General features: G+C 63.3%; 24 protein-coding genes and 1 tRNA gene. 15 read left to right on the top strand and 10 right to left on the bottom strand.

The annotated features are described in order from the left end of the window. The first annotated feature begins 25 nt into the window (after positions 1-25). Positions 26-826: an NUDIX hydrolase gene (locus BLR66_RS05760; protein ID WP_093284399.1), complete on the top strand. Its 801-nt coding sequence runs from the start codon at positions 26-28 to the stop codon at positions 824-826. Then, positions 823-1,674 carry a sulfurtransferase gene (locus BLR66_RS05755; protein WP_093281092.1) on the top strand — a complete coding sequence of 284 codons (852 nt, stop codon included), beginning with the start codon at positions 823-825 and terminating at the stop codon, positions 1,672-1,674. Before BLR66_RS05760 ends, BLR66_RS05755 begins: the two co-directional genes overlap by 4 nt. A 66-nt stretch (positions 1,675-1,740) precedes the next feature. Here BLR66_RS05755 and BLR66_RS05750 read toward each other — a convergent pair whose 3' ends face one another. Then, the gene (locus tag BLR66_RS05750) at positions 1,741-2,517 is read right to left on the bottom strand and encodes an enoyl-CoA hydratase/isomerase family protein (protein ID WP_093281088.1); all 777 of its coding nucleotides are present in this window, start codon (positions 2,515-2,517) and stop codon (positions 1,741-1,743) included. Positions 2,518-2,582: 65 nt separating this feature from the next. On the opposite strand from BLR66_RS05750, the gene BLR66_RS05745 reads away from it, so the two are divergent. Then, positions 2,583-3,032, top strand: a complete 450-nt coding sequence (locus BLR66_RS05745; protein ID WP_176943815.1) for a copper chaperone PCu(A)C — start codon at positions 2,583-2,585, stop codon at positions 3,030-3,032. A 211-nt stretch (positions 3,033-3,243) separates the two neighbouring features. Here the strand turns inward: BLR66_RS05745 and BLR66_RS05740 are convergent, their stop codons facing one another. Beyond that, positions 3,244-3,648: an acyl-CoA thioesterase gene (locus BLR66_RS05740; protein WP_255402382.1), complete on the bottom strand. Its 405-nt coding sequence runs from the start codon at positions 3,646-3,648 to the stop codon at positions 3,244-3,246. Between the two features lie 14 nt (positions 3,649-3,662). Next, positions 3,663-6,641, bottom strand: coding sequence for an excinuclease ABC subunit UvrA (gene uvrA, locus BLR66_RS05735; protein WP_093281078.1), 2,979 nt, complete (start codon positions 6,639-6,641; stop codon positions 3,663-3,665). Positions 6,642-6,981: 340 nt separating this feature from the next. Between uvrA and rplU the strand changes: the two genes are divergently transcribed. The 3 genes from rplU (at position 6,982) to obgE (ending at position 8,877) form a co-directional block, all read left to right on the top strand. Then, entirely contained in the window at positions 6,982-7,302 is a 321-nt protein-coding gene (gene rplU, locus BLR66_RS05730) for a 50S ribosomal protein L21 (RefSeq protein ID WP_093281073.1), read from the top strand. Between the two features lie 11 nt (positions 7,303-7,313). After that, positions 7,314-7,574 (top strand): 50S ribosomal protein L27, encoded by a 261-nt coding sequence (gene rpmA, locus BLR66_RS05725; RefSeq protein ID WP_093281069.1) that lies wholly within the window; start codon positions 7,314-7,316, stop codon positions 7,572-7,574. Between the two features lie 253 nt (positions 7,575-7,827). Beyond that, positions 7,828-8,877, top strand: coding sequence for a GTPase ObgE (gene obgE, locus BLR66_RS05720; protein WP_093281063.1), 1,050 nt, complete (start codon positions 7,828-7,830; stop codon positions 8,875-8,877). Between the two features lie 148 nt (positions 8,878-9,025). Here obgE and rpsT read toward each other — a convergent pair whose 3' ends face one another. Beyond that, positions 9,026-9,295, bottom strand: a complete 270-nt coding sequence (gene rpsT / locus BLR66_RS05715) for a 30S ribosomal protein S20 (RefSeq protein ID WP_093281058.1) — start codon at positions 9,293-9,295, stop codon at positions 9,026-9,028. A 113-nt stretch (positions 9,296-9,408) separates the two neighbouring features. Here rpsT and murJ point away from each other — a divergent pair, with 113 nt between their 5' ends. From murJ to BLR66_RS05685, 6 genes are all read left to right on the top strand, one after another. Continuing rightward, positions 9,409-11,040, top strand: a complete 1,632-nt coding sequence (gene murJ, locus BLR66_RS05710; RefSeq protein WP_093281054.1) for a murein biosynthesis integral membrane protein MurJ — start codon at positions 9,409-9,411, stop codon at positions 11,038-11,040. Between the two features lie 30 nt (positions 11,041-11,070). Beyond that, complete coding sequence (locus BLR66_RS05705) at positions 11,071-12,018, top strand: bifunctional riboflavin kinase/FAD synthetase (protein ID WP_093284392.1); 948 nt, start codon at positions 11,071-11,073, stop codon at positions 12,016-12,018. Next, the gene (gene ileS, locus BLR66_RS05700) at positions 12,015-14,846 is read left to right on the top strand and encodes an isoleucine--tRNA ligase (RefSeq protein ID WP_093281049.1); all 2,832 of its coding nucleotides are present in this window, start codon (positions 12,015-12,017) and stop codon (positions 14,844-14,846) included. Before BLR66_RS05705 ends, ileS begins: the two co-directional genes overlap by 4 nt. A gap of 168 nt (positions 14,847-15,014) precedes the next feature. After that, positions 15,015-15,518, top strand: coding sequence for a signal peptidase II (lspA, locus tag BLR66_RS05695; RefSeq protein ID WP_093281044.1), 504 nt, complete (start codon positions 15,015-15,017; stop codon positions 15,516-15,518). 7 nt (positions 15,519-15,525) lie between these two features. Continuing rightward, positions 15,526-16,476: a 4-hydroxy-3-methylbut-2-enyl diphosphate reductase gene (gene ispH / locus BLR66_RS05690; RefSeq protein WP_093281039.1), complete on the top strand. Its 951-nt coding sequence runs from the start codon at positions 15,526-15,528 to the stop codon at positions 16,474-16,476. A 35-nt stretch (positions 16,477-16,511) separates the two neighbouring features. After that, positions 16,512-16,587: transfer RNA gene (locus BLR66_RS05685), tRNA-Thr, on the top strand. A gap of 42 nt (positions 16,588-16,629) precedes the next feature. Here BLR66_RS05685 and arsH read toward each other — a convergent pair. From arsH to BLR66_RS05660, 5 genes are all read right to left on the bottom strand, one after another. Next, the gene (gene arsH / locus BLR66_RS05680) at positions 16,630-17,349 is read right to left on the bottom strand and encodes an arsenical resistance protein ArsH (protein WP_093281034.1); all 720 of its coding nucleotides are present in this window, start codon (positions 17,347-17,349) and stop codon (positions 16,630-16,632) included. After that, positions 17,342-17,992: an aquaporin gene (locus tag BLR66_RS05675; protein ID WP_093281029.1), complete on the bottom strand. Its 651-nt coding sequence runs from the start codon at positions 17,990-17,992 to the stop codon at positions 17,342-17,344. Before BLR66_RS05675 ends, arsH begins: the two co-directional genes overlap by 8 nt. Then, a complete protein-coding gene (locus BLR66_RS05670) occupies positions 17,989-18,492 on the bottom strand; it encodes an arsenate reductase ArsC (RefSeq protein WP_093281024.1) in 504 nt (167 codons plus the stop codon). Before BLR66_RS05670 ends, BLR66_RS05675 begins: the two co-directional genes overlap by 4 nt. 21 nt (positions 18,493-18,513) lie before the next feature. Further along, positions 18,514-18,834 (bottom strand): ArsR/SmtB family transcription factor, encoded by a 321-nt coding sequence (locus BLR66_RS05665; RefSeq protein ID WP_093281020.1) that lies wholly within the window; start codon positions 18,832-18,834, stop codon positions 18,514-18,516. A 169-nt stretch (positions 18,835-19,003) separates the two neighbouring features. Next, entirely contained in the window at positions 19,004-19,870 is an 867-nt protein-coding gene (locus BLR66_RS05660; protein ID WP_255402313.1) for an ankyrin repeat domain-containing protein, read from the bottom strand. A 148-nt stretch (positions 19,871-20,018) separates the two neighbouring features. Here BLR66_RS05660 and BLR66_RS05650 point away from each other — a divergent pair, with 148 nt between their 5' ends. From BLR66_RS05650 to BLR66_RS05640, 3 genes are all read left to right on the top strand, one after another. Beyond that, the gene (locus BLR66_RS05650; RefSeq protein ID WP_143014566.1) at positions 20,019-22,526 is read left to right on the top strand and encodes a Tle-like phospholipase domain-containing protein; all 2,508 of its coding nucleotides are present in this window, start codon (positions 20,019-20,021) and stop codon (positions 22,524-22,526) included. Between the two features lie 93 nt (positions 22,527-22,619). Further along, complete coding sequence (gene radA, locus BLR66_RS05645; protein ID WP_093281006.1) at positions 22,620-23,999, top strand: DNA repair protein RadA; 1,380 nt, start codon at positions 22,620-22,622, stop codon at positions 23,997-23,999. A gap of 142 nt (positions 24,000-24,141) precedes the next feature. Continuing rightward, positions 24,142-24,759, top strand: coding sequence for a hypothetical protein (locus tag BLR66_RS05640; protein ID WP_143014565.1), 618 nt, complete (start codon positions 24,142-24,144; stop codon positions 24,757-24,759). Positions 24,760-24,802: 43 nt separating this feature from the next. Here BLR66_RS05640 and BLR66_RS05635 read toward each other — a convergent pair whose 3' ends face one another. After that, positions 24,803-26,392 carry a DHA2 family efflux MFS transporter permease subunit gene (locus BLR66_RS05635; protein WP_093280996.1) on the bottom strand — a complete coding sequence of 530 codons (1,590 nt, stop codon included), beginning with the start codon at positions 26,390-26,392 and terminating at the stop codon, positions 24,803-24,805. Positions 26,393-26,394 lie beyond the last annotated feature (2 nt).

The following is a 26,394-nucleotide window of genomic DNA, read 5'->3' as shown; positions in this document are numbered from 1 at the left end:
TATGCTCCGGTTGGTGTCCGATTCGATGAATTCCGCTTACCGCGCCGTGCTCAGCCCGTGCATCGGCGTTTGTACCCTGGCTGACGACGGGCTATGCCAAGGTTGTCTGCGGACGACCGCAGAGATTGCCCGCTGGTCGCAAATGAACGATGACGAACGCCTGCGTTTGATGGAGGTCCTACCCGGACGCGAGCAGTCGCGCGCGGGTTTCGAGTCGCTGCTGCGCGAACGCGAGGCTTTGCTCGGGGCCTTGCATCCGTTGACCGCGATGCCGACGCGGGACGGCTGGAACCATGAGGAACTGGTCGATCTGCTGCCTCCTGGACCTCCGGTCGAATCGGCGGTGCTGGCGGGGCTGGTGCCGCGCAAGCACGGCACGCAGGTATTGCTGACCCGCCGCACCGACGGCCTGCGCCACCATGGCGGTCAGGTCAGTTTCCCGGGCGGCCGCATAGAAACCAGCGATCTCAATCCGGTCGCCGCAGCCATCCGCGAAAGCAACGAAGAGATCGCGCTCACCGCCAGGCAGATATCCCCGCTCGGGTTTCTCGATCCTTTCACTACCATCAGCGGTTTCCGGGTGATGCCGGTCGTAGCGGTGATCGATCCAGCCTACGTCGCGGTGCCTAATCCGGACGAAGTGGCGGACGTGTTCGAAGTGCCGCTGGATTTCCTGATGGCGCCGGAAAACCTGCGCCGGGTGGAAGTGGACTACCGTGGACGTCGCCGTGCGGTGCTGGAGTACGACTGGCCGGGCCAGCGCATCTGGGGCGCGACTGCGGCCATGTTGTTCAACTTGCGCGAAAGACTGACGGGTATCGCATGAAGTGGACCACTTTGATCGACCCGCAGGACCTGGCCGCCGAGCTCGGCAACAGCGACCTGCGCATCGTGGACGCGCGATTCTCGCTCGTCGATCCGGCGCAGGGTCGTCCCGGTTACGAGCAATCGCATATTCCGCGCGCGATGTATGCCGATCTCAACGAGGATCTTTCGGACCTGCGGAAGACCGGGCAGGGCAGGCATCCGCTGCCGGAAGACGAAGACTTCACCCGCAAGCTCGGCCAATGGGGCATCGCGCCCCACCATCAGGTCGTGGTGTACGACGCGGGCGATGGCAGCATGGCGGCCGCGCGGCTGTGGTGGCTGCTGAAATTGCTGGGCCACGAACGCGTCGCGGTATTGAACGGCGGACTGGGCGCCTGGCGCGCCGGCCAGTTGCCGGAAACCGGCGAAACGACCCGCATCGATGAAGCCGCACCCTACCCGGCGCGGTTCGATCCCGCAGCGATCGCCCATGCCGATGAAGTGCTGTCGCGTCTCGGCGAGCCCACGGGCTGGCTGTTCGATGTCCGTGCCGCGGAGCGTTTCCGCGGCGAGGTGGAGCCTTTGGACCCGGTTGCCGGGCATGTTCCCGGTGCGTTGAATCATCCGTTCTCGCAGAACCTGCGCGATGGCCGCTTCAAATCGCCCGCGGAACTGCGTGATCAGCTTGCGCCGATGCTGTCCGAACGCAAGCCCGAAGAAGTCGTGGTGATGTGCGGCTCCGGCGTCACAGCCTGCCATTTGCTCCTGGCCATGGAGCACGCCGGCCTGCACGGCGCGCGCGTCTATGCGGGCTCATGGAGCGGCTGGATCAGCGATCGGTCGCGGCCCGTAGCTACCGGCCCGTAGGTCGGGGCTACGCCCCCGACGCGCGGGGAAAACTGTTCGCCCTGGAGTCGGGGGCGTAGCCCCGACCTACTTGCGCAATTTTGCGATCAAGGCCTGCAACGCCGTCTGCGTGTCCGGCGCATACCAGGCTTCGATGAAGCGGTCCATCTGGATGTTATCGGGATGCAACGCGGCCACCAGGTCAGCGCGCGCGATGGTGCGGGTCTGCAGCATCGGATGGGTGGGCAGCTGCAACAACCGTTGCAGCCAGGCCACCGCGCGCGGCACCACTTCATTGCCGGCGACCAGCTCGTCGATCAGTCCGATCTCGAGCGCGCGATCGGCGGGCACCAGTTCGCCGGCCACCAGCAGACGTTCGGCGCGATAGATGCCGACCACCCTGCGGAGCAATTGCTGGATGCCTTCCGGCGCCACCAGCCCGACCTGGGTTTCATTGAGGCCGATGGCGAAGGGCCGCGCGGGGTCCGGACTGCGCGCCATGATCCGATAGTCGCAGCACAGGGCCAGCACGCAGCCGCCGGCGGGAGAGTGCCCGGTCAGTGCGGCCACCACCGGCACCCGCGATTCGGCCAGGGTGCGGGCCGCGCCGAAAAAGGCATGCCAACTGTCCAGCAAGGCGTGGCGGTCCTCGCCGTGCGACATCAGGTGAGGCACGTCCAGGCCGGCGGAAAAAACTTTTTCGTTGCCGGACAGCACGATGCCGTGCACGCCGTCGGCCACCGCCGCATTCAGTGCCACGATCAGCGCCCGGCACAGATCGGTGTTGAGCGCATTGACCGGCGCACGCGCCAGGCGGAGCTCGCGGATCGCGCCATGGGCGATGATTTCGACGAGTGCGGTCATTCACTTTCTCCGGTGGGTCCGGCGGATATCATAAGCGCATGGACAAAAGACATCATGGCAAGTGGATGCGGGCCGGGCGGAAGCTCGCGAAATACGCGGTTGCGCTTCTATTGACTGCCGCTGCGCTGCAGGCGAGCGCGAAAGAGTGCGCACCGGCGATGAAGGAGGGCTGGGTGCGGTTGCCGCCCGCGGCCATGCCGATGATGGCCGGGTTCGGCCGTATCGCCAATCCCTGTCCGATGCCGGTAGTCATCGTGTCGGCCAGCAGCCCGGCCTTCGGCGACGTGTCGATCCACGAAACCCGCAACGTGGACGGCGTCAACCGCATGCGCGAGATAGAACAGCTGCGTATCGCGCCCGACGATGCGGCCACGCTCAAGCCCGGCGGCCTGCATCTGATGCTGATGCAGCCGCGCGCGCCGTTGAAGGAAGGCAGCAAGGTGGTGGTGAACTTCAAGCTGCAGGACGGGCGGGAGATTTTGTCGGAGCTGGTGGTGAGGAAGCCTGCGCCGTAGCGCTCGTAGCGCTATCGGCTGCATGAGCGAGCGGTTATGAATCGCCGGGCAATTTGGCGGGGAAGCCCCATGCTCCGTAACCCGTTCGTGGTGAGCCTGTCGAACCACGCTCTTAGCGGGTAGTCAAAGCCTTCTATTCGAGATTTAGGCGAAAGGCGTGGTTCGACAAGCTCACCACGAACGGGTTTTTTTCTAACATCAGTTTCTAGCGTTAGACAGCGCAAGCAGCTTTTATAGCTTCCGGCAACGGCACGCTCTTTCCGGTCTGCGTATCTATCCACACCATCACCACATTGCCGTCGGAATACAGCACGGCTCCATCGGTCGAAGACGACATGCGATGACCCATGGTCAGGCTGCTGTTGCCGATTTTCTCGATGAACAACTCCACGGCGATCTCGTTCGGCCATTCGATCGGTCGCCGGTAGTTGACGTTGCTCGCCACCAGCACGGGCGCGATGCGGTCGGCCAGTGAGACTCCCGGAATTCCCGCAAGCCATTGCACCCGCGCTTCTTCCAGATAGCGCAGATACTGCGCGTTGTTGACATGGTTGAACGCATCCATGTCCCCCCAGCGCACGCTGATGACGACACGCGCGATCGGCCCACCCTGCAAGCCTGCCTGGCCGGTCACTTGGCCGCCTTCTTCTTCGCGGTCTTCTTCGCTGCGCTCGCTGCAGCCTTGGCATCCTTGGCTTCCTGCTTGAGCACCGATTTGCGTTGCGGCAGCACTGCTGGCTTGGCCAGCGCAGCCGGCTTCTCACCCTTGGCGGCCTTCGACTTGGGCAACAGTTTGGCCAGGAACTGCCCGGTGTACGACGCCGGGTGCGCGGCGATCTGTTCGGGCGTGCCGGTGGCCAGGATCTGTCCGCCGCGGTGGCCGCCTTCCGGGCCCAGGTCCACCACCCAGTCGGCGGTCTTGATCACGTCCAGGTTGTGTTCGATCACCACGATGGTGTTGCCGTCGTCGCGCAGCTTGTGCAGCACCGCCAGCAGATGCTCGATATCGTGGAAGTGCAGGCCGGTGGTCGGCTCGTCCAGGATGTAGAGCGTGCGTCCGGTGTCGCGACGCGACAGTTCCTTCGACAGCTTCACGCGCTGCGCTTCGCCGCCGGACAGCGTGGTCGCGCTCTGGCCCAGCTTGATGTAGCTCAGGCCCACGTCGATCAGCGTCTCCAGCTTGCGGGCCAGCGCAGGCACGGGCTCGAACAGTTTCAGCGCGTCCTCGACCGTCATCTCCAGGATGTCGCTGATGTTGTGGCCCTTGTAGGTGATCTCCAGCGTCTCGCGGTTGTAGCGCTTGCCATGGCAGACATCGCAAGGCACATACACGTCGGGCAGGAAGTGCATCTCGACCTTGATCAGGCCGTCGCCCTGGCAGGCTTCGCAACGGCCGCCGCGCACGTTGAAACTGAAACGGCCCGGCGAATAACCGCGCGCGCGCGATTCGGGAACCTGCGCGAACAGCTCGCGCAAGGGCGTGAACAAGCCGGTGTAGGTCGCCGGGTTGGAGCGCGGCGTGCGTCCGATCGGCGACTGGTCGATGTCCACGACCTTGTCGAACAGGTCCAGGCCTTCCACCTCGCGATACGGCGCCGGCTTGTGCGAAGCGCCGTTGATCTCGTTGGCCGCCAGCGTGTACAGCGTGTCGTTGATCAGCGTGGACTTGCCGGAACCGGATACGCCGGTGATGCAGGTGAACAGGCCCGCGGCGATATCCAGGTCGACCTCTTTGAGGTTGTTGCCGCTGGCGCCGCGCAGATGCAGGGTCATCTTCGGGTTCGGCTTATGGCGCAGGTTGGGAATCTCGATGCGGCGCTTGCCCGACAGGAACTGCCCGGTCAGCGAGCGCGGTGCTTTCAGGATGTCGGCCAGCTGCCCTTCGGCCACGATCTCGCCGCCATGCACACCGGCGTACGGACCGATATCGAGGATGTAATCGGCGGCGCGGATAGCGTCCTCGTCGTGTTCCACCACGATCACTGTGTTGCCCAAGTCGCGCAGGCGGGTCAGCGTGCCCAGCAGGCGTTCGTTGTCGCGCTGGTGCAAACCTATGCTGGGTTCGTCCAGCACGTACATCACGCCCACCAGTCCGGCGCCGATCTGCGAGGCCAGGCGGATGCGCTGCGCTTCGCCGCCGGAGAGTGTGTCGGCCTTGCGTTCCAGGGTCAGATAGTCGAGACCGACATCGACCAGGAAACCGAGGCGTTCGCCGATCTCCTTGACGATCTTGGTCGCGATCTCGCCACGCCAGCCCGGCAGCGAAAGCTTGCGGAAGAACGCCAGCGCTTCGTCGACCGGCAGCACCACCAGTTCCGGTAGCGCACGATCGGCCACGAAGACATTGCGCGCCGATTTATTGAGCCGCGCGCCGCCGCAATCGGGGCAGGGCTGGTCGCTGATGTACTTGGCCAGTTCCTCGCGCACCGCCGCCGATTCGGTTTCGCGATAACGGCGATCCAGATTCGGCACGATGCCTTCGAACTTGTGCTTGCGCTGGTTGCGCCCGCCCGAATCGGTGAGATAAGTGAAGGTGATCAGCTCGCTGCCGCTGCCGTACAGCACAGCCTGGCGCACGCTTTCGGACAGCGACTGCCACGGCGCGTCCACGTCGAACTGGTAGTGCTTGGCCAGCGATGCGATCAGCTGGAAGTAGTAGGCGTTGCGCCGGTCCCAGCCGCGCACTGCACCAGCGGAAAGCGAGAGTTCCGGGTGCACCACCACGCGCGCCGGATCGAAGAACTGGGCCACGCCCAGGCCGTCGCAGGTCGGGCAGGCGCCAACCGGTGAGTTGAACGAGAACAGGCGCGGTTCCAGCTCCGGCAGCGAGTAATCGCAGACCGGGCAGCTGTATTTGGAAGAGAACAGCAGCGGCGCGGTGTCGGCGTTGTCCAGCGATTGCACCGAAGCCATACCATCGCCCAGTTTCAGTGCAGTCTCGAAACTTTCGGCCAGACGCTGCTTGATGTCCTCGCGTGGCTTGAAGCGATCGATCACCGCCTCGATGGTGTGCTTCTGGCGCAGGGCGAGCGCCGGTACCGCATCGATCTCGTAAAGCTCGCCATCCACGCGCACGCGCACGTAACCCTGCGCGCGCAGCTGGTCGAAGACCTGAGCGTGTTCGCCTTTGCGTTCGCGGATCACCGGCGCCAGCATCATGTAGCGCTGCTCGCCATCGAGCGCGAGCACCTGGTCCACCATCTGGCTGACCGTCTGCGCCTCCAGCGGATAGCCGTGGTCCGGGCAGCGCGGCAGGCCCACGCGCGCGTAGAGCAGGCGCAGGTAGTCGTAGATCTCGGTGATGGTGCCGACCGTGGAGCGGGGGTTGTGCGAGGTCGACTTCTGCTCGATCGATATCGCCGGCGACAGACCCTCGATGTGGTCTACATCGGGCTTCTCCATCACGCTCAGGAACTGGCGCGCGTAGGCCGACAGCGACTCGACGTAGCGGCGCTGCCCTTCGGCATAGATGGTGTCGAATGCGAGCGACGACTTGCCCGACCCGGACAGGCCGGTGATCACGATCAGCTTGTCTCGCGGCAGGTCGAGATCGATATTCTTGAGGTTATGCGTCCGCGCGCCGCGAATGCGGATGAAGTCCATGGCCATCGGGTGGGGGATCCGGTCAGCGAACAGGGAAGCGTAGCGATCCCTCGATCTGGGGGCAAATGCCCATATTAAAAGGCGGTCTGGCCGCGCTGGGCGGTGGCGGACAGGAAGGTGGACGGGCCGTGGGAGCGGCGTCCCGCCGCGAGCTCTCAATGGGGCGTCGACTCCCTCGGAGCCGGCCGGAGGCCGGTGGAAGCCCGCGGCCGGACGCCGCTCCCACCCCCAAGCAGGCTCGGGAGGCTGGAATGTTGACCCTAACCTGCTGAAAGGCTTACAATTCCGCTTCTGTCCGCCCTCGATGGCGGCAGGGTCAATAAAATAACTACAGAAGGAAACACCCATGTACGCAGTTCTAGTCACCGGCGGTAAGCAATACCGCGTGATGACGGGCGAAACGATTCGCGTCGAGAAGCTCGAAACCGAAGCTGGCAAGGAGATCAAGTTCGACCAGATCCTGATGCTGGGCGACGGCGAGGGCGTCAAGCTCGGCGACGCGCTGAAAGGCGCTTCGGTCACCGCCACCGTCAAGTCCCATGGTCGCGCCGACAAGGTGCGCATCATCAAGTTCCGCCGCCGCAAGCACCACAAGAAGCAAATGGGCCACCGGCAGCACTACACCGAAATCGAAATCACCGGCATCGCCGGTGGTGACAGTAAGTAAGGAGATAAGTCATGGCACATAAAAAGGGCGTAGGCTCCTCGCGCAACGGCCGCGACTCCAATCCGAAGATGCTGGGCGTCAAGATCTACGGCGGCCAGGCCATCGACGCAGGCAACATCATCGTGCGCCAGCGCGGCACCGAGTTCCATCCGGGTCCGGGCGTGGGCCTGGGCCGCGACCACACGCTGTTCGCGCTGGTCGACGGCAAGGTCGAGTTCTCGGTGAAGGGCGCCAAAAAGCGCCGCACCGTGAGCGTCGTCGCCGAGGCGTAAGCTTTCGCGGCAACGAGCGAATGGCCCCGCCGCGTGCGGGGCTTTTCGTTTCTTGCCCGGCAATTCCGAACAATCAAGCACCAACGCAATAAATCGATCGTCATCCCAGCGGAAGCCGGGATCCATTTTGACTTTGCTCTGGATTCGCAGGGTGCAAAGTCAAAATCAAAATCAAGATGGATCCCAGCTTTCGCTGGGATGACGACTTCCAAGATATCTAGCTGTTCCTAAACCAACTTCCGAACCAATCCTTATGAAACTCGTAGACGAAGCAGAAATTGATGTCATAGCCGGCAATGGCGGCGACGGCTGCATCGGCTTCCGTCGCGAGAAGTTCATCCCGCTGGGCGGGCCGGACGGCGGCGACGGCGGCAACGGCGGCAGCGTGTGGATCGAGGCCGACGAGAACATCAGCACCTTGGTCGACTTCCGTCACCAGCGCATCTTCAAGGCTCAGCGCGGCGAGAACGGCATGGGCCAGCAGCGCTACGGCAAGGGCGGCGACGACCTGGTCATCACCGTGCCGGTCGGCACGGCCATCACCAACGTCAGCACCGACGAACTGATCGGCGACCTGACCCAGCACGGCGACCGCCTGCTGGTGGCCAAGGGCGGCAAGGGCGGCCTGGGCAACATGCATTTCAAGAGCTCGGTGACGCGCTCGCCGCGCCGGGCCACACCGGGCGACGAGGGCGAGGCGCGCACCCTGAAGATGGAGTTGAAGCTGCTGGCCGACGTGGGCTTGCTGGGCTTCCCCAATGCCGGCAAGAGCACCTTCATCCGGGCCGTGTCCGCAGCGACGCCCAAGGTCGCGGACTACCCGTTCACCACCCTGTACCCCAATCTGGGCGTGGTCAGCGTGGAAGCCCACCGCAGCTTCGTGATCGCCGATATCCCCGGGCTGATCCAGGGCGCTGCCGACGGCGCCGGCCTGGGCGCGATGTTCCTGCGCCACCTGCAGCGCACCCGCCTGCTGCTGCACCTGGTGGACATGGCGCCGATGGAGGGCGGGGTGGAGATCTCCCCGGCCGAACAGGTCCGCGCGATCGAGCACGAGTTGGAAAAGCACGATCCGGAACTGCTGCAGAAGCCGCGCTGGCTGGTGCTGAACAAGGCCGACCTGATGTTCGAAGACGAGGCCGCCACCCGCGCCGCCGAAGTGATCGCCGAATTGGGCTGGACCCAGCCCTGGTACGTGACCTCCGCCGTCTCGCGCGAAGGCACCTGGCCGATCATGAAAGACGTGATGGCCTTCTTCGACCGTCTCAAAGAGGACGAGCAGGAAGCGCGCGATGCCGGCTGAGGCCGAAGCCGTGTCTTGCTTCTTTGTAGAGCCGAGCTTGCTCGGCTGCTTTTCGCGTAAGGGTAAAAGCAGCCGAGCAAGCTCAGCTCTACGAAAAGCAAAAAACCCGGCCGAAGCCGGGTTTCTCGGTATTGCGGATCGCTGCGTATCAGGCGGCTTGCAGGGCCTTGATGCGGGCGGTCAGGCGGCTCTTGTGACGGGCGGCCTTGTTCTTGTGGATCAGACCGCGCGAGCTGAAGCGGTCCAGGATCGGCTGAGCCACAGCGAAGGCAGCCTGGGCGCCGGCGGCGTCGTTGGCGTCCAGCGCCTTGAGCACTTTCTTGACGGCGGTGCGCAGCATCGAACGCTGGCCGGTGTTGCGCATATTGCGCACGACGGCCTGCTTGGCGCGCTTCTTGGCGGACTTGATATTTGCCACGGTGGGTATCCTAGGAAATCGTTGGGTGGAGCGGTAATGGGCGGAATGCGGAAAAACGAACGCGAAATTATGGGGTATTCAAGGACTTGGGTCAACCCGGCGGGAAGGCGCCCATGAGCGGCAAGGGTCTGCTGCGTTCCACGGCCGTTTTCAGCTCCATGACCTTCCTGTCCCGGCTGTCCGGGCTGGTCCGGGACCAGATCTACGCGGCGGTTTTCGGGGCCGGACCGGCCATGGACGCCTTCGTGGTGGCCTTCCGCATCCCCAATTTCATGCGGCGGCTGTCGGCGGAAGGGTCGTTTTCCATGGCTTTCGTGCCGGTGCTGGCCGAGTACAAGGCCAGGGGCGACCAGCGGGCGGTGAAAGAACTGGTGGACCGGGTCGCCGGCACCCTCACCGCGGCCCTGCTGGTGCTGACCGCGGTCGCGGTGCTGGCGGCGCCCTGGGTGATGCGGCTTTTCGCTCCTGGCTTCGAGGTGGGCAGCGAGCAGGCCCGCCTAGCGACGGAAATGCTGCGGATTACGTTCCCGTACGCGCTGTTCATCTCTCTGGCCTCGCTGGCCGGCGGGATTCTCAACACCTACGGGAGATTCGCGATACCGGCCGTCTCGCCCGTATTGATGAACGTTTCGATGATCGCGGCGGCGCTATGGCTGACGCCGTTGATGCCGCGCTGGGGGCTGGACCCCATTCTCGCCCTGGCCTGGGGCGTATTCGCCGCGGGTGTCCTGCAACTGGCGTTCCAACTGCCGTCGCTGGCGAAGCTGGGCCTGTTGCCGAGGCCGCGATGGGGAGCCGCGGACGCGGGCGTCCGCAAAATCATGAAGCTGATGGTGCCGACCTTGTTCGGCTCCTCCGTCGCACAGGTGAACCTGTTGCTGAACACCCTGATGGCTTCGTTCCTGGTGGGTGGCAGCGTTACCTGGCTCTACTACAGCGACCGCTTGCTGGAATTCCCCCTGGGCATGTTCGGCGTCGCCATCGGCACGGTGATCCTGCCGCACTTGTCCAGCCGTCACGCTTCCACCGATCCGGCGGGCTTCTCGAAGGGCCTGGACTGGGGATTCAGGCTCTGCCTGCTGATCGGCATTCCGGCATGCGTCGGCCTGGTGATGTGCGCGCAGCCGCTGATGTCGACCTTGTTCCAATATCGCGAGTTCGATGCGGTGGATACCCGCATGAGCAGCCTCAGCCTGATGACCCAATCGATGGCGGTGCCGGCGTTCCTGCTGGTCAAAGTGCTGGCTCCTGCCTTTTATTCGCGACAGGACACACGTACCCCGGTCAAGGCAGCCGTGGTCTCGGTGGCGGCCAACGCCTTGTTCACCGCATTGTTGTTCGCGTCTGTGCTGGCCTTCACCGACGCTGGCCAGGCTGCGCTGGCCAAAAGCGGCGGCAGGTGGTTCGCAGCTCTGGAACACTTGCCCGGCATGCATGCCTTGCTCGCGCTGGCCATCGCTCTGGCCGGGTGGCTGAACGCACTGCAGCTGTGGTGGTACCTGCGGCGAGCGGCGGTGTACGAAGTGCAGCCCGGATGGAGGAAATTCATCCGCCAGATCGTTGTCGCCAGCCTGGCCATGATCCTGGTGCTGGCAGCGCTTCTGTGGCTCTGGCAGGACTGGACGCCATGGTCCTGGTGGCAGCGGGGCTGGCGTTTGGCCGTGTTGGTCGGGTCTGGCGGTGCCATTTACGGGGCATTGCTGTGGCTGCAGGGCATTCGTCCCCGCGACCTGCGCGGACATTGAGTTGCGGCTGCCCGGCTATACTTCATGACGATGAGCAGGCTGTTTCGTGACGTCGATGGTGGGGCGTTGTTCCCGCACGGTAGCGTGGTCTGCATCGGCGCCTTCGACGGTCTGCACCTGGGCCATCGGGCGCTGGTGCGCCACGCCGTCGCCCGTGCCCGCGATTTGTCCTTGCCGGCGGTGGCGCTGAGCTTCGAGCCGCTGCCGCGCGAGTTCTTTTCCCGCGACCTGCCGCCGCCGCGCCTGACCCTGGCGCGAGGCAAGTACCAGGGCCTGCGCGACCTGGGCGCGGACAGCGTCGGCCTGCTGCGGTTCGACGCGCGCCTGTCGGCCATGAGCGCGGAGGAATTCGTGCGCAAACTGCTGATCGGACGGCTCGGCGCGCGCGAGGTCTGGATCGGCCCGGATTTCCGCTTCGGCCATCGGCGCGGCGGCGATCTGCCCTTGTTGAAGCAGATGGGCAGGGAACTCGGCTTTTCGGCCGATGAAATCGAACCCGTGCTGCTGCAGGGCGAACGCGTCTCCAGCACCCGTATCCGCGAAGCCCTGCGAAGCGGCGACTTCACCGATGCCTCGCGCCTGCTGGGCCGCGCTTATTCGATCGGCGGACGCGTGGTCCGCGGCAAACAGCTCGGCCGCACGCTGGGTTTCCCCACCGCCAACCTGCGGTTTCCGAAAGTGCCGGCGCTTTCCGGCATCTACGCGACCTGGGTGCATGGAGTGGGCGAGCGCCCCCATGCTTCGGTGTCGAGTTTCGGCACGCGTCCCACCGTCGACGGCGTCGAACCTTTGCTGGAAGCGCACCTGTTCGATTTCGACGGCGATCTGTACGGTCGCCATATCGAAGTCGAATTCGTCGCCAAGCTGCGCGACGAACTCAAATTCCCCGATCTGCCTTCGCTGACCGAGCAGATGCAACGCGACGCCGAAACCGCGCGCCGCCTCCTTTCCGAACAACGACTACGAGCGACCGCGTGACCCAGGATTACAAAGCAACGCTGCACCTGCCCGCCACGGAATTCCCGATGCGCGGCGACCTGCCCAAGCGCGAACCGCAGACCCTGGCGCGCTGGGAGGCCGATGGCCTGTACGCGCAGCTGCGCGCCAACGCCAAGGGCCGGCCGTTGTTCGTGCTGCACGACGGCCCGCCCTACGCCAACGGCGCCATCCACCTGGGCCATGCGGTCAACAAGATACTCAAGGACATCATCGTCAAATCGAAGTACGTAGCGGGTTTCGACGCGCCGTACGTGCCGGGATGGGATTGCCATGGCCTGCCGATCGAGATCGCGGTGGAAAAGAAACACGGCAAGGTCGGCGTGAAGCTCGACGCTGCGCAATTCCGCGAAAAATGCCGCGAGTTCGCCAACGAACAGATCGACATCCAGCGCCGCGACTTCAAGCGCCTGGGCGTGATCGGCGATTGGGAAAACCCGTACCTCACGCTCAATTTCAAGTTCGAGGCCGACGAAATCCGCGCATTGTCCAAGATCGTGGCCAACGGCCACCTGTTGCGCGGCGCCAAGCCTGTGCATTGGTGTTTCGACTGCGGCTCGGCGCTGGCCGAGGCCGAGATCGAATACCAGGACAAGGTTTCGCCGGCGGTGGACGTCGCCTACATCGTGCGCGATGCCAAGGCATTGGCGGCGGCGTTCGACGTGACCGTGCCGCAAGGGGTGGAAGTGGCGGTGCCGATCTGGACCACCACCCCCTGGACGCTTCCCGCCTCGCTGGCCGTGTCGCTGGGTCCGGACCTGGATTACGCGCTGGTCGAAGGACCGGCGCACAACGGCCAGCGGCGCTGGCTGGTGGTCGCCGAAGCGCTCGCCGCGCGCGCGCTGCAGCGTTATGGCGTCGCCGAGCCGGTGACGCATGCGCACGCCAAGGGTAGCGCGCTGGAAGGCGTGGTGTTGAAGCATCCCTTCTATGCCGAACGCGAGATCCCGGTGATCCTGGGCGATCACGTCTCCGCCGAAGACGGCACCGGCGCCGTGCACACCGCGCCGGGGCATGGCCAGGAAGACTTCGTGGTCGGCCAGAAATACGGCCTGATCGAACGCTACACCGCGGCGCAGATGAATCCGGTGGACGGGCGCGGCGTGTACCTGCCGTCCACGCCGCCTGCCGGCAAGCTCGTACTTGCTGGATTGCATATCTGGAAAGCCAACGACGCCATCGTCGAAGTGCTGCGCGAAAGCGGCGCGCTGCTCGCCTTCCACAAGCTGGAGCACAGCTACCCGCATTGCTGGCGCCACCGCACGCCGGTGGTGTTCCGGGCCACGCCGCAATGGTTCATCTCGATGGAACAGGCGCATCTGCGTCGTGACGCTCTGGCCGCGATCAAGCACGTGAAGTGGTATCCCGCCTGGGGCGAAGCGCGTATCGCCGGCATGATCGAAGGCCGACCCGATTGGTGCATCAGCCGCCAGCGCACCTGGGGCGTGCCGATCACTTTGTTCGTACACCGCGAAACCGGCGAGCCGCATCCTCGCACGGTGGAGCTCATGCGCGTGGTGGCCGACAAAGTGGAGCAGGGCGGTGTGGACGTCTGGTATGCGCTGGACGCAGCCAAACTGCTGGGCGAGGAAGCCAAGGAATACGAGAAGACCACCGACATCCTGGATGTGTGGTTCGACTCCGGCGTCACCCATGAAGGCGTGCTGCTGGATCGCGGCTTCGGCAAGCCGGCCGATCTGTATCTGGAAGGTTCGGACCAGCATCGCGGCTGGTTCCAGTCTTCGCTGCTCACCGGCGTGGCCATCGACAAGCACGCGCCTTACCGGCAGTGCCTCACCCACGGTTTCACCGTGGACGAGAACGGCCGCAAGATGTCCAAGTCGCTGGGCAACGGCATCGAGCCGCAGGACATCATGAAGACGCTGGGCGCGGACATCCTGCGTCTGTGGATAGCCTCGGCCGACTACAGCAACGAGATGTCGCTGTCGCAGGAAATCCTGAAGCGCAATGCCGACGCCTACCGCCGTCTGCGCAATACGGCGCGTTTTTTGCTGAGCAATCTGGACGGTTTCGATCCCGTGCGCGATCTGGTGGCGCCCGCAGACATGGTGGCGCTGGATCGCTGGGTCGTGCACCGCGCCTTCGAAGTGCAGCAGAAGATCGTCGCGGCCTACGAGCGCTACGACTTCGCCGAAATCGTGCAGACCCTGCTCAATTTCTGCAGCGTCGATCTGGGTTCGCTGTACCTGGACGTGACCAAGGACCGCCTGTACACCATGCGGGAAGATTCGCGCGGCCGCCGTTCGGCGCAGAGCGCGATGTTCCATATCCTGGAGGCGTTCACGCGCTGGGTCGCGCCGATCCTCAGCTTCACCGCCGACGAAATCTGGGGTTTCCTGCCGGGCGAACGCGCGGCCAACGTGCTGTTCACCACCTGGTACGACGGCCTGGTGCCGCTGCCTGCGGACGCGCCGTTGTCGGCCGAAGACTTCGACAAGCTTCTGGCGCTGCGCGAGCAGATGGCCAAGGTGCTGGAACCGATGCGCGCCAACGGCGTGATCGGCGCGGCGCTGGACGCGGAAATCGCGGTGTCGGCGAACGCCGAAACGGCCGCCAAGTGGCAACCGCTTGCCGAGGAGCTCCGCTTCCTGTTCATCAGCGGCGATGTCAGCGTTTCGGCGGTCAATGCCGACGAGGTGTTCGTGCTGGCGCAGCCGAGCACCAAGGCCAAATGCGTGCGCTGCTGGCACCATCGCGCCGACGTCGGTGTGGATGCGCGGCACCCGGAGCTGTGCGGCCGCTGCGTCTCCAATATCGAAGGTCCGGGCGAAGACAGGAAGTGGTTCTGATCTTGCGTTTCCTTCTCCCTCCGGGAGAAGGTGGCGCGAAGCGACGGATGAGGGAGGGAGCTGTCCGCGCCAGAGTTTTTCCGTGATCTGAAAATCCATTCCCTCATCCGCCCCTGCGGGGCACCTTCTCCCGGTGGGAGAAGGGAACAAACGAAGGCGTCGTCCCACATGTCCAATCACCCCAAACCCAGCGCCCTCACCTGGCTGATCCTGTCCATCGTCGTCATCGCTCTGGACCAGCTGAGCAAAGCTTGGGTGCTGGCGAAGCTGCCGGAATACACCGCTATCCCGGTGATCGAGGGCTTCTGGAACTGGTACCGCACCTACAACACCGGGGCTGCGTTCAGCTTTCTGAGCGATGCGGGCGGCTGGCAGATCTGGTTCTTCACGATCCTCGCTGTCGCCATCAGCGGCTTGCTGGGATTCTGGCTGTCGCGCACGGCGCGCGGGGACTGGCGCCAGGCGGCGCCCTATGCGCTGGTGATCGGCGGGGCACTGGGCAACGTCATCGATCGCCTGATGCATGGGCACGTGGTCGATTTCATCCAGTGGCACTGGCGCGAGCACTATTGGCCGGCCTTCAACCTGGCCGATTCGGCCATTGTCGGGGGCGCCATCGGCATCGCTCTGTTCGGTCTGTTTGACGGCAAGCGCAAGGCCAAAGGTCCATAATCGCGCCATGGACATCCTTCTCGCCAATCCCAGGGGTTTCTGCGCCGGTGTCGACCGCGCCATCGAGATCGTCAAACGCGCCATCGAAACCCTGGGCGCGCCGATCTACGTCCGCCACGAAGTGGTCCACAACCGCTTCGTGGTGGAAGACCTGCGCAATCGCGGCGCGGTGTTCGTGGAAGAGCTCGACGAAGTGCCCGACAACGCCACGGTGATCTTCAGCGCGCACGGCGTATCGCAGGCGGTGCGCGCCGAAGCCGCTTCGCGCGGCCTGAAGATCTTCGATGCGACCTGTCCGTTGGTCACCAAGGTCCATTTCGAAGTCGCGCGCCATTGCCGCGCCGGCCGCGATGTGGTGCTGATCGGCCATGCCGGGCACCCGGAAGTGGAAGGCACCATGGGTCAGTGGAACAGCGAAGATGGGGCAGGGAAGATCTACCTGGTGGAAGACCTGGAGGGCGTGGCCACGCTGCAAGTGGAACAGCCGCAGAACCTGGCCTATACCACCCAGACCACGCTGTCGGTGGACGACACCCGCGGCATCATCGAAGCGCTGCAGGCCCGTTTCCCCGAGATGCAGGGCCCGCGCCACGACGACATCTGCTATGCCACCCAGAACCGCCAGGACGCCGTGCGCGAGCTGGCCGCGCGTTGCGACCTGATGCTGGTGGTGGGTTCGCCCAACAGTTCCAATTCCAACCGTTTGCGCGAGCTGGCCGAGCGCGAGGGCGTGGAGGCTTACCTGATAGATGGGGCCGCGGAAATCGAGCCGTCGTGGGTGGCGGGCAAGAGCCGCATCGGCGTCACCGCCGGCGCTTCAGCCCCCGACGTGCTGGTGCAGGGCGTGATCGAGCGCCTGCGCGAACTGGGCGCCAGCGGGGTAGCCGAGCTGGACGGAGAGCCGGAGAGCATGGTTTTCGCCCTGCCCAAGGAACTCCGCCTGCAGCTGGTGAATTGACCCCACCCCCTGCGACCCCTAGAATTCACGGCCTCGCCGGAATAGCTCAGTTGGTAGAGCGCGTCATTCGTAATGATGAGGTCGTAGGTTCGATTCCTATTTCCGGCACCAGATTCCGCAAAAAGGCCGCCTCGAAAGGGCGGCCTTTTTTTGCTAAATGGCCCGGAAACCGACGCGCTTGGACAGCGCTTCGGCGCTTTCTTTCCTTTCGCTGTAGCGATCCACGAGATAGGGAGAAACGTCGCGCGTGAGCAGGGTGAACTTCATCAGCTCCTCCATCACGTCCACAACGCGATCGTAGAAAGCCGACGGCTTCATCCGGCCAGCGTCGTCGAATTCATTGAAGGCCTTGGCGACCGATGATTGGTTGGGGATCGTGAGCATCCGCATCCATCGCCCGAGTATTCGGAGTTGATTGACGGCATTGAACGATTGCGAGCCGCCGGACACCTGCATCACCGCAAGCGTCTTTCCTTGCGTCGGGCGCACCGAGCCCTGCGACAAAGGTATCCAGTCGATTTGCGCTTTCATGATTCCCGACATCGCGCCATGACGCTCGGGCGAGCTCCAGACCATGCCTTCGGCCCATTGGGCGAGCTGGCGAAGTTCCTGCACCTTCGGGTGCGTATCCGGTTCGGCATCGGGCAACGGTAGGCCCGTGGGGTCGAATACGCGTGTTTCCGCGCCCATCGCTTCGAGCAGGCGTGCAGCCTCAAGAGCCAGGAGCTTGCTGAAAGACCGCTTGCGAAGCGAACCGTACAGCAACAGGAAGCGGGGTGGGTGAGTCGCTCTGGCAGGCGGCGAAAGCTGCTCCAAATTGGGGGGCGCGAACAGCTCGGTGTCGATGTTCGGCAATAACACGGAGTCACGCATGATCGGTGGACCCCAAGAGTTTGTTGATAGCCATTGCCATCGTCGCGCCGATGCCTTCGGCAATCACGAACCCGGGAACGTCGTGGGGAGAGATGCCGGCGAAACTATCGCTGAACATCCGCCCGAAGGCGGCTGCGGGATTGGCGAAAGAGGTTGACGAAGTGAACCAGTAGGCGGCGCCGATGTAGGCGGCAACCATCGCCGCAACGCGTGCGGACGGCGCGCGCAGAACGACGAGCAGCAGGCCGGCGGTTGCGACTATCTCGCCCAACCATTGACCGATTCCCGCGCGGGCTTTCGTCGAGAATTCCAGGACAGGCAGTTCGAACATCGCATTGGCCAGCCAGGCGCCGCATGCGGCACCGGCCAGTTGAGCGACTACGTAGCCAGGCAGCATCGTCCAGGGCAAACCGCCGCGTGCGGCCATGACCGCGCTAACCGCCGGGTTCATGTGCGCGCCGCTGATGGGGCCGAATACCTCGATCAGGACGTAGAGCCCGCCGATGGTCGCCAGGGTGTTCGCAATCAAGGCGATGGCATCGTTTCCGCCCGCCAGGCGCTCGGCCATGATCCCGGAACCTACTACCGTTGCCAGCAGAAGCCCGGTAGCCAGGAATTCGGACAGCAGCCGCTTCGAAGTCATTCCGCGCCGACCTTGCCGATTTCCCTGAGTTTGGCCTGCGCCGCCAAGTGGTCCAGGCTTTGCAGCGGCAGAGAAAGCAGTAGCTCGATGCGTCGGCGTAGCGTGGCGAAAGCGGCGGTGTAGGCGTGGCGACGGGTCTCTTCATCGCCGGTAACGGAAACGGGATCGGGGACGCCCCAGTGCGCTATTGCAGGGTGTCCCAACCAAACCGGGCAGGATTCGCCGGCCGCGTTGTCGCAGACGGTGATGACCATGTCCATCTCGGGTGCGCCCTCGGCAGCGAATTCATCCCAGTTCTTGCTGCGGATATCGCTGGTGTCGTAGCCGATAGCTTCGGCAAGCTCCTGTGCCATAGGCTGAACCCTTCCGCTCGGGTTGCTGCCCGCACTGAATGCCTTGAATCGTCCCTTGCCCAGGACGTTGAGGATCGCTTCGGCCATGATGCTCCGGGCTGAGTTGCCGGTGCAGAGAAACAGAACGTTGTAGGTTTTGTCTTTCATTTCGATTCCAAGGGTCGTCGATCAACGCAGAACTTTCTTGAGTGAGGGCGCGCAGGATTTGCCGCCGCAGCAGTTCTCCGTCAGGAAGCCGATCAGGCCGTTCATGCGGCCGTAGTCGGCACGTATCCGGATGACGCGTCCTTCTCTTTCGTCGTTGACGAGCCCCGCCGCGCGCAATTGGTTCAAATGGGCCGTGAGCGTGGCGGCTGGCAAGTCCAGCGCGTCGCGAAGCTCGCCGACCGCCATGCCGTCCGGGCCTGCCTGTACCAGGGCCCGATAGGCGGCAAGTCGATGGTCGTGGGCCAGGGCGCGAAGGGCTTCGACTGTTTCGGACGTGTCCATATTTCCATAATTCCGGAATAATGGAATTATTGCAAGGGTTTGTTTCAAATCGGTTGCAGGCAACCCCGCTTTGACTCGGCCGGATATGCGGCCGTCGAAGCCGAGCCAGTATTAGTTAGTCTTTTCGATGCGTCCGTGCTTTCTTTCCTTGCAGCGAGACGCCTGGACTTTACAAAAGCGGAATGTCTTTTTCTTCGCTTGGTAAATTGAGTTGTTGTCTTTTTTGTTTGAGATATGCAGGCATCGGAGGTCGACGAATCCCACGCTCGGTCAACAGTCGCTGGCATTTTCTTTGCCAGTCGATCATTTGTGGCTTGACCGGCAGCCAGAAAATGCTTTCCAGAATAGGCATTCTCCCTTCATTGGCTGATCGGGCCTGGGCAATCATTTTCCTGGAGGGGTCGGCACCATGTTGTAGCAACCAATACACTTTGTCGAAATCACCCATGCCCGAATACCAGCTCACCACGGTATCGTAGTCTTCCGGCACATAAAGCCCTTCATTTATATCCGCGCCTTTCTCGATTAGGAGTTGTACGTTCTTCCATTGGTCGCGCAGATAAGCGACATGGGTCAGAGTTTCACCATTTGAATTACGAGTGTTGGGGTCGCCGCCATAGTCGAGCAGCATGGCGAGATATCGTGAGTCCGCGTCGCCTGCCGCGAAGACCAGGGCGTTGTTGCGTTGCTGACCGCTCGTGCGTTGTGAATCCACCCGGCGCGCATTAGGGTCGGCGCCGTTATCCAGCAATAGCTTCAAACCCGGCAGGTTTTTGTTGAATACAGGCCAAGCCACCATGGGCATGGCGCTCTCGTCGAAGATCGCATCCGGGTTGACGCCTTCTTGCTTGATCAGCCGCTGAACGTCGGCCGCATCGTTGCGATCGACTGCTTCGGCCAGTTCAAGTGCCTTGCCTTGAAAATAGTTGCTGGCAGGAAAGCGCTTAACAGCGGCTTCAGGTGAGGGTTGTGCTCGGCATGCAGCCAGAGTGACTGATAGCAGCAATGCTAACGTGAGGTTACCAAAAGCGGACAAATATCTATTCCGTGACATTGTTCGATTTCCTTTCTTGTTGCATCGATAACCAACCCACCTTGGAGATACGTTCGATTGACACGGGCAGCGGGCAGTGGCAGGTTGAACAGCGTTGATTGTCGTGTCAACCCAAGGCAAGGAGCCGAACATGACTACGCCCACCGTGACTGTCGGGCCAGTACTCCCGTCCCAGGATCCACGGACGCTGGAGGAGAAGATACTGCAGGTGCAGCAGCGGAACGAATTGCTGTCCTCTATGCGTGCGCAGTCGGCACAATCCGGTGATTTGCAGCTTTCCCGTCAGGCCGATGCGCTAGAGCGGCAGTATCACGTCCGGGATGTTGCGGGGGTGGCCGACGATGTCTACGAATCGGCGGCTCACCGCCCCTCTCTAGCGCTGGGTTGGATACGCGCGAGCGAGCATCCGGAACTTCTACGTCAGGCGGGCGTGAATTGGACCGACCAGCAGGTCAAGCAGTATCTACAGCCCGACGATTCCAATTTCCGCGCCGAGATTTATTTGCCCGATCCTCGTGTCTACGGTCCTGAGACCAAGCCAATAGTTTGTTACAAGGGTTCCAACGGGGCCGTAGTTGCGCATGACGGCGACGGAAAGGAGATTAGTCGAGAATCGGCGGCAGAGGATTGGCTGAATAACGGTCTTCAGGGTGCCGGATTGGAAAGCGATTACTACAACAGAGCAATGGAGCTCGCTGTACGTTTTCAGAGAGATTTTGGTTCGGGATTCGAGATCGCTGGCCATTCTCTAGGAGGGGGGCAGGGTTCGGCTGCTTCAGCAGTGACAGGCATTCCTGCGATTACCTTCAATTCCTCTGGGTTGAACCCAGCAACGCCGCAGCGTTACGCCGAGAAGAACGGACTCTCGGTTATAGATACCAGTCAAACGGTGACCGCCTACCAAGTCAGCGGCGAAGTTCTCACCGACGGCCAAACCATGATCGGCCGCATGGACGCATTGCAACGGATGCAGATGGGCGCGGTGGCCACCATGGCGGCCGATGTTTCGCGCCTGCCGGAAGCGCGGCAGCTGCTGACCACGCAATTGGGACAACTCCTGCCGCATAGCAAACAAGCCCAGCAGGACGCGCTGGGTCTGATCGACTACCTTGCCGAGCATTCCGGCAGCAAGACTCTGAAGCAGGTACCCACGGCAGCCGGGCAGATACAGCCCATGCTTGAAGCCAAGATGCGGGACGCCCAGGGCAACCTGATCGATCGCCCCAAGGAACCGGCGATCAGCGAAGTGGCCAAGGACGCAGGGCCGCTGCTGAACGTGTTGAGCGGAGCGGTGGCGGGAGCGTACGTGGGAAAGCGGGCGGGCGAGGGAGTCGCTGCCGCCGGCAAGGTTACCGATGTTGCCTTGGACACCTTGGGTGACGGCTATCGGGTGGGCGGCAAGGTCACCGGCCAGGCCGCCGAACTCGGCGCGCAGACCTTCGGAAAGGTATCCGGTTTGCAAGTGCGCGTTGGCGGCGAAGCGGTCGCGCAAGTTCGCGTGGCGACGGGATACCTGGAAGCTGCGGTACCGATGGCGCAATGCGTGACCCAGCGCTGGGGCAATGAAACCAGCAACGCGTTGCTGCGGGCCGCGAGCCATCTGCCTTTCGCCGACAAGATCGCACCGGGCCTGCGCCAGGAAGCGGATCGGCGCGATCAGGCCACCGACACGTATTGCGACCTCAAGGCCGCACAGGCCAGAGGAGCGCTGGACCATGCCGGACGCGACGCGCACAGCGTCCGGCAGGCCGCCGGCCACGGCGCGCAGCTGCTGGAACAGACCGCCAACCAGACTGGCGCGAATTTGCGGAAATCCGCCGAGCACGCCGGAGCCAACATCGATCAGGCATTCGATCAAGCCGGGCGCGGAGTGCGCAATCTGACCGGGCATGCGCCCACGGCCCTGGCGGTAACCGGAGCAGGAGTGGGCGGCGTCCTTGCCGCGGAAGCGACCTATCTCGGCCCTGGCGGCCTGATGAACGCCTGGCAGACACGGTCGGTCATCAAGCACGCGGCGGGTGCAGGTAATGAAGCCACCCAACGGCATCTGATGACGGAAACGGTGATCCCAAGCCTGGACGCGCGCACCCAGTCGCTTGAGCACACAGCGGTCAAGCAGCTGATGCAATCGGCGCCGGTCCGGGAATCCAACGGGCAGGCACCGGCAATGGATTCGCAATCGGCGCCTTCGCAGCAAAAGAGCGATACGCGGCCGCACGCCTCCCTGAGCAACGGCGTCCTGCTCAATGATCCGGGGCACCCGGATCATTCCCTGTTCCGCGATGCGGCACGCGGCGTTCACGCCATCGACGTCAAACACAACCGCACGCCCGATCTGCGCAGCGACCAGCTGAGCGGCCATCTGGCCGTGGCGGCCAAGGAGCAGGGCTTACGCGGAATCGACCACGTGGTGATGAGCAGCGATGCCAAGCTTACTTTCGCGGTGCAAGGACGGCCGGACGACCCTGCCCACCGGCGTGCCAGCGTGGACACCATGCAAGGTTTGAATACCCCGCTGGCCCAAAGCACACAGCAAATGGCGGACGCGAGCATCCGGCAGGAACAAACGCGGAATTCCGCGCTGACCCAGCAGCAGGAAACCGAAGTCGTCACCCGGGCCGCCCTGCGGATGGCCTGACAGGCTAACGAAGCCGACTTCGCCCGGCGCCAGTCTCGCCCTGCGCGATGGCGCGCGTCTATCCTGTGCGCTGGTTCGCCGAACGAAAACATCATGGCCAAGAGCAAGACCGCCTACGTCTGCAGCGAATGCGGCGCCGAACACAACAAGTGGCAGGGCCAGTGCGCCGAATGCGGCGCCTGGAACACCTTGTCCGAAATCGTGCTGGAGCCGGCCGCCGGCGCACCAGCGGCATCGCGGCGCAGCGGCTGGGCGGGCAAGCTGGAAGCGCCGCAGATCACCGCGCTCAAGGACGTGCGCAGCAGCGAGGAAGCTCGCGTTTCCACCGGTATAGGCGAATTCGACCGCGTGCTGGGCGGCGGACTGGTCGAGGGCGCGGTGGTGCTGGTCGGTGGCGACCCGGGCATCGGCAAATCGACCTTGTTGCTGCAGGCGATGGCGCAGATGTCGCAATCGCTGCCGTCGCTTTACGTGACCGGCGAAGAATCGCTGGCGCAGGTGGCCGGCCGCGCCTTGCGTCTGGGACTGCCCATGGAGGGGTTGCAGGCGCTGGCCGAAACCGGAATCGAGAAGATCCTGGATCATGCCGTCGCCGCGCAACCCAAGGTGATCGTCGCCGATTCGGTGCAGACGCTGTGGACCGATTCGCTGACCGCGGCGCCGGGTTCGGTAAGCCAGGTGCGCGAAAGCGCGGCGCGTCTGGTGCGTTACGCCAAAGAAACCGGCACAGCCGTGTTCCTGATCGGTCATGTCACCAAAGAGGGCGGCATCGCCGGCCCGCGCGTGCTCGAACACATGGTCGATGCGGTGCTGTATTTCGAGGGCGAGAGCGGCAGCCGCTTCCGCGTACTGCGCGCTTTCAAGAACCGTTTCGGCGCGGTCAACGAACTGGGCGTCTTCGCGATGGGCGAGAAGGGCCTGAAGGAAGTTCCTAATCCTTCAGCGATCTTCCTCTCCGGCGGTAGCACCCAGCAACCTGGAAGCTGCGTGATGGTTACGCGAGAAGGCACGCGTCCGCTGCTGGTGGAAGTGCAGGCTCTGGTCGATTCATCCCCGCTGTCCAATCCGCGCCGCGTGGCAGTCGGATTGGAGCAGAACCGCTTGGCTATGCTGCTGGCGGTACTGCATCGCCATGGCGGCATCGTCACCAGCGACCAGGATGTGTTCGTCAACGTAGTCGGCGGCATCCGTGTACAGGAAACCGCCGCCGACCTGCCGGTATTGCTGGCCGTGTTGTCGTCGTTGCGCGACAAACCGTTGCCGGAGAAGACCATCGCCTTCGGCGAAGTTGGGTTGTCCGGCGAGATCCGCCCAATCCCCAATGGCGAGGAGCGTTTGCGCGAAGCGGCCACGCATGGATTCAAGCGGGCGATCGTGGCCAAAGGTAATGCGCCGAAGTCGGGCGCATTCAAGGCGATGGAAGTGATCGCTGTGGAGCGGCTGTCCGACGCGCTTGAAGCGGTGTCGGCGTAAGAAGTGCCGTGAGTGGACTCGTCGCAAAAGTGAGTCCTGTCACTTATGGTCTCCAACTCTCGGAGGCGAACAAAACTGGAGGCTATATAGCCTAAAATCCGATGGAACAGCCAACAGTTGTCCATCAATCAAGGAGCAGGTCATGAATGGAATAAAGGATATTTTTTCGCGCGGACTGGCAATTATTTTTTGTGCGGCGCTGTTATCGACCGCATCGATGCCTGCCGTCGCACTCGCGCCGGCGCCCGAGGAGAGGATGGGTATCGCCGGGCCGATTAAGTTCGGCGACGAATCATACCGCTTGGCCTGGACCAGCCATCCTTCCCCGGTTTTTTACAAGCAGGAGTACCTGACGGCCGGGCAATCGCCGGAACGCTACGACAGCATGTTGATGATCGACTTCATCGCTTCCGGGACGACTGTCGCGGAATCGGCGCAGGCGATGGTTCATAGCCTGGAAGCGCGAAAGGAAAACGATCCCTTGGTCAACTACGACATGATCGTCAGCGAAGCCGGTGATCAGATCATTCTGGATTTCGTATTGTCCGCTGCTGGCGCAGACGGGCAGATGATCTTGGAATGGAATGCCTATCGCTACTCGGTGCAAGGATCTGGAGTAAGGATGGTCGGCATCAGCCGTCGCGTCTACGGAGACGATGTTGCTCCATTCCTTAAAAATGAGCTTCGCACGGTTCGCGCGCGCGATATCGACTTGTTGTCGAAGCTGACATTGCCGGCAATCCGTATCGCCGCACCCTGAAGTTTCCGGACAAGCCGGCGGTCACGTCGGCTTGTCCTTAAAGTCAGTGGCCGCCAGAGGCCGCACCGCCGCCCATCTTCGCCGCGAAAGGCGGTTTGGCGAACCACACGAATAGGATCACCACTAGAAACAGAATGCCCAGCATGTGGAAGATCTCGTTGAAGCCGATCTGCGTGGCTTGTTGCGAAATCATCTGGTTCAACACCACCGCGCCGCGTTGCACGTCGCCGTTGCCCAGCGTCTGCACGGTCTGCATCGTCGCCGGGTCGTAGGCTGATATGTGCTCGGTCAACTGCGCATGATGGATGGTCGTGCGCTGGCTCCACGCCCAGGTGGTCAAGGATGCGGCGAAGCTGCCGCCCAGCGTGCGCACGAACGTCGCCAAGCCGGAGCCTGCGGCGATTTCATGCGGCTCAAGGTCCGACAACAGGATGGTCAGCACCGGCATGAAGAACAGGGCCACGCCCAGGCCCTGCACCAGTTGCACCATGGCCACGCGTTCGAAGTCCACCTCCAGGTTGAAACCGGAGCGGAAGAAGCTGGTCGCGGCCATGACGATGAAGGCGAACGTGGCCAACCAGCGCAAGTCCATTTTGGTTGCGTACTTGCCCACGAACGGCGTCAGCAACACCGGCAGGATGCCGATCGGCGCGCTGGCGAAGCCGGCCCAGATGGCGGTGTAGCCTAGATTGCGCTGCAGCCACAGCGGCACTAGCAAGCCGACCGCGAAGAATGCCGCGTAGGCCATCACCATGGCCGCAGTGCCCGCAGCGAAGTTGCGGTGGCGGAACAGGCGCAGGTTGACGATGGGATCCTTGTCGGTGAGCTCCCAGATCACGAATACCGTCAATGCAACCGCCGCGATAAGCGCAAGGGCGACGATCTTGGTGGAATTGAACCAGTCCTCGTCGTTGCCCAGGTCCAGCAGGATCTGCAGCGCGCCCACGCCCAGCACCAGCATCGACAAGCCCATGTAGTCCATCTTCGGCCGTTCCAGTTTTTCCGGACGGCCCTTCAATTGCCGGCCGACCACGATGCTGGAGAAGATGCCGATGGGTATGTTGATGAAGAAAATCCACTCCCAGCTGTAGTTGTCGGTGATCCAGCCGCCGAGGATGGGTCCGGCGATGGGCGCGACCACAGTGACCATGGCCAGCAAGGCGATGGCCTGTCCGCGCTTCTGCGGTGGATAGATGGAGATCAGCAGTGCCTGCGTCACCGGATACATCGGACCACAGACGAAACCCTGCAACGCGCGCGCCGCCACCAGCAGGCCCATGCTGTTGGCCAGTCCGCACAGCAGCGAGGCGATGACGAAAGCCAGCGTGGCCCACATGAACACCTTGCGCTCGCCGAAACGGCGGACCATGAAGCCGGTCAGCGGCAGCGCGATAGCGTTGCTCACTGCGAACGAGGTGATGACCCACGTGGCCTGGTTGGAGCTGGCGCCCAGGTTGCCGGAGATGGTCGGCAACGACACGTTGGCGATGGTGGTGTCCAGCACCTGCATGAACGACGCCAGCGCCAGACCAATGGTAGTCAGCGCCAGATTCGGAGGCGCGAACGGCTTGGCTACTGGTTCCGGCGTCACCGGCAAGCCGAAGCCTTCTTCCTCTGCTGCGATGGTGGCCATGT

The organism is Pseudoxanthomonas sp. CF125 (assembly GCF_900104085.1).
Classification (GTDB): Bacteria; Pseudomonadota; Gammaproteobacteria; order Xanthomonadales; family Xanthomonadaceae; genus Pseudoxanthomonas_A.
Note: the sequence above shows the minus strand (reverse complement) of the source record. Positions and strands in the feature narration are given on the sequence as shown.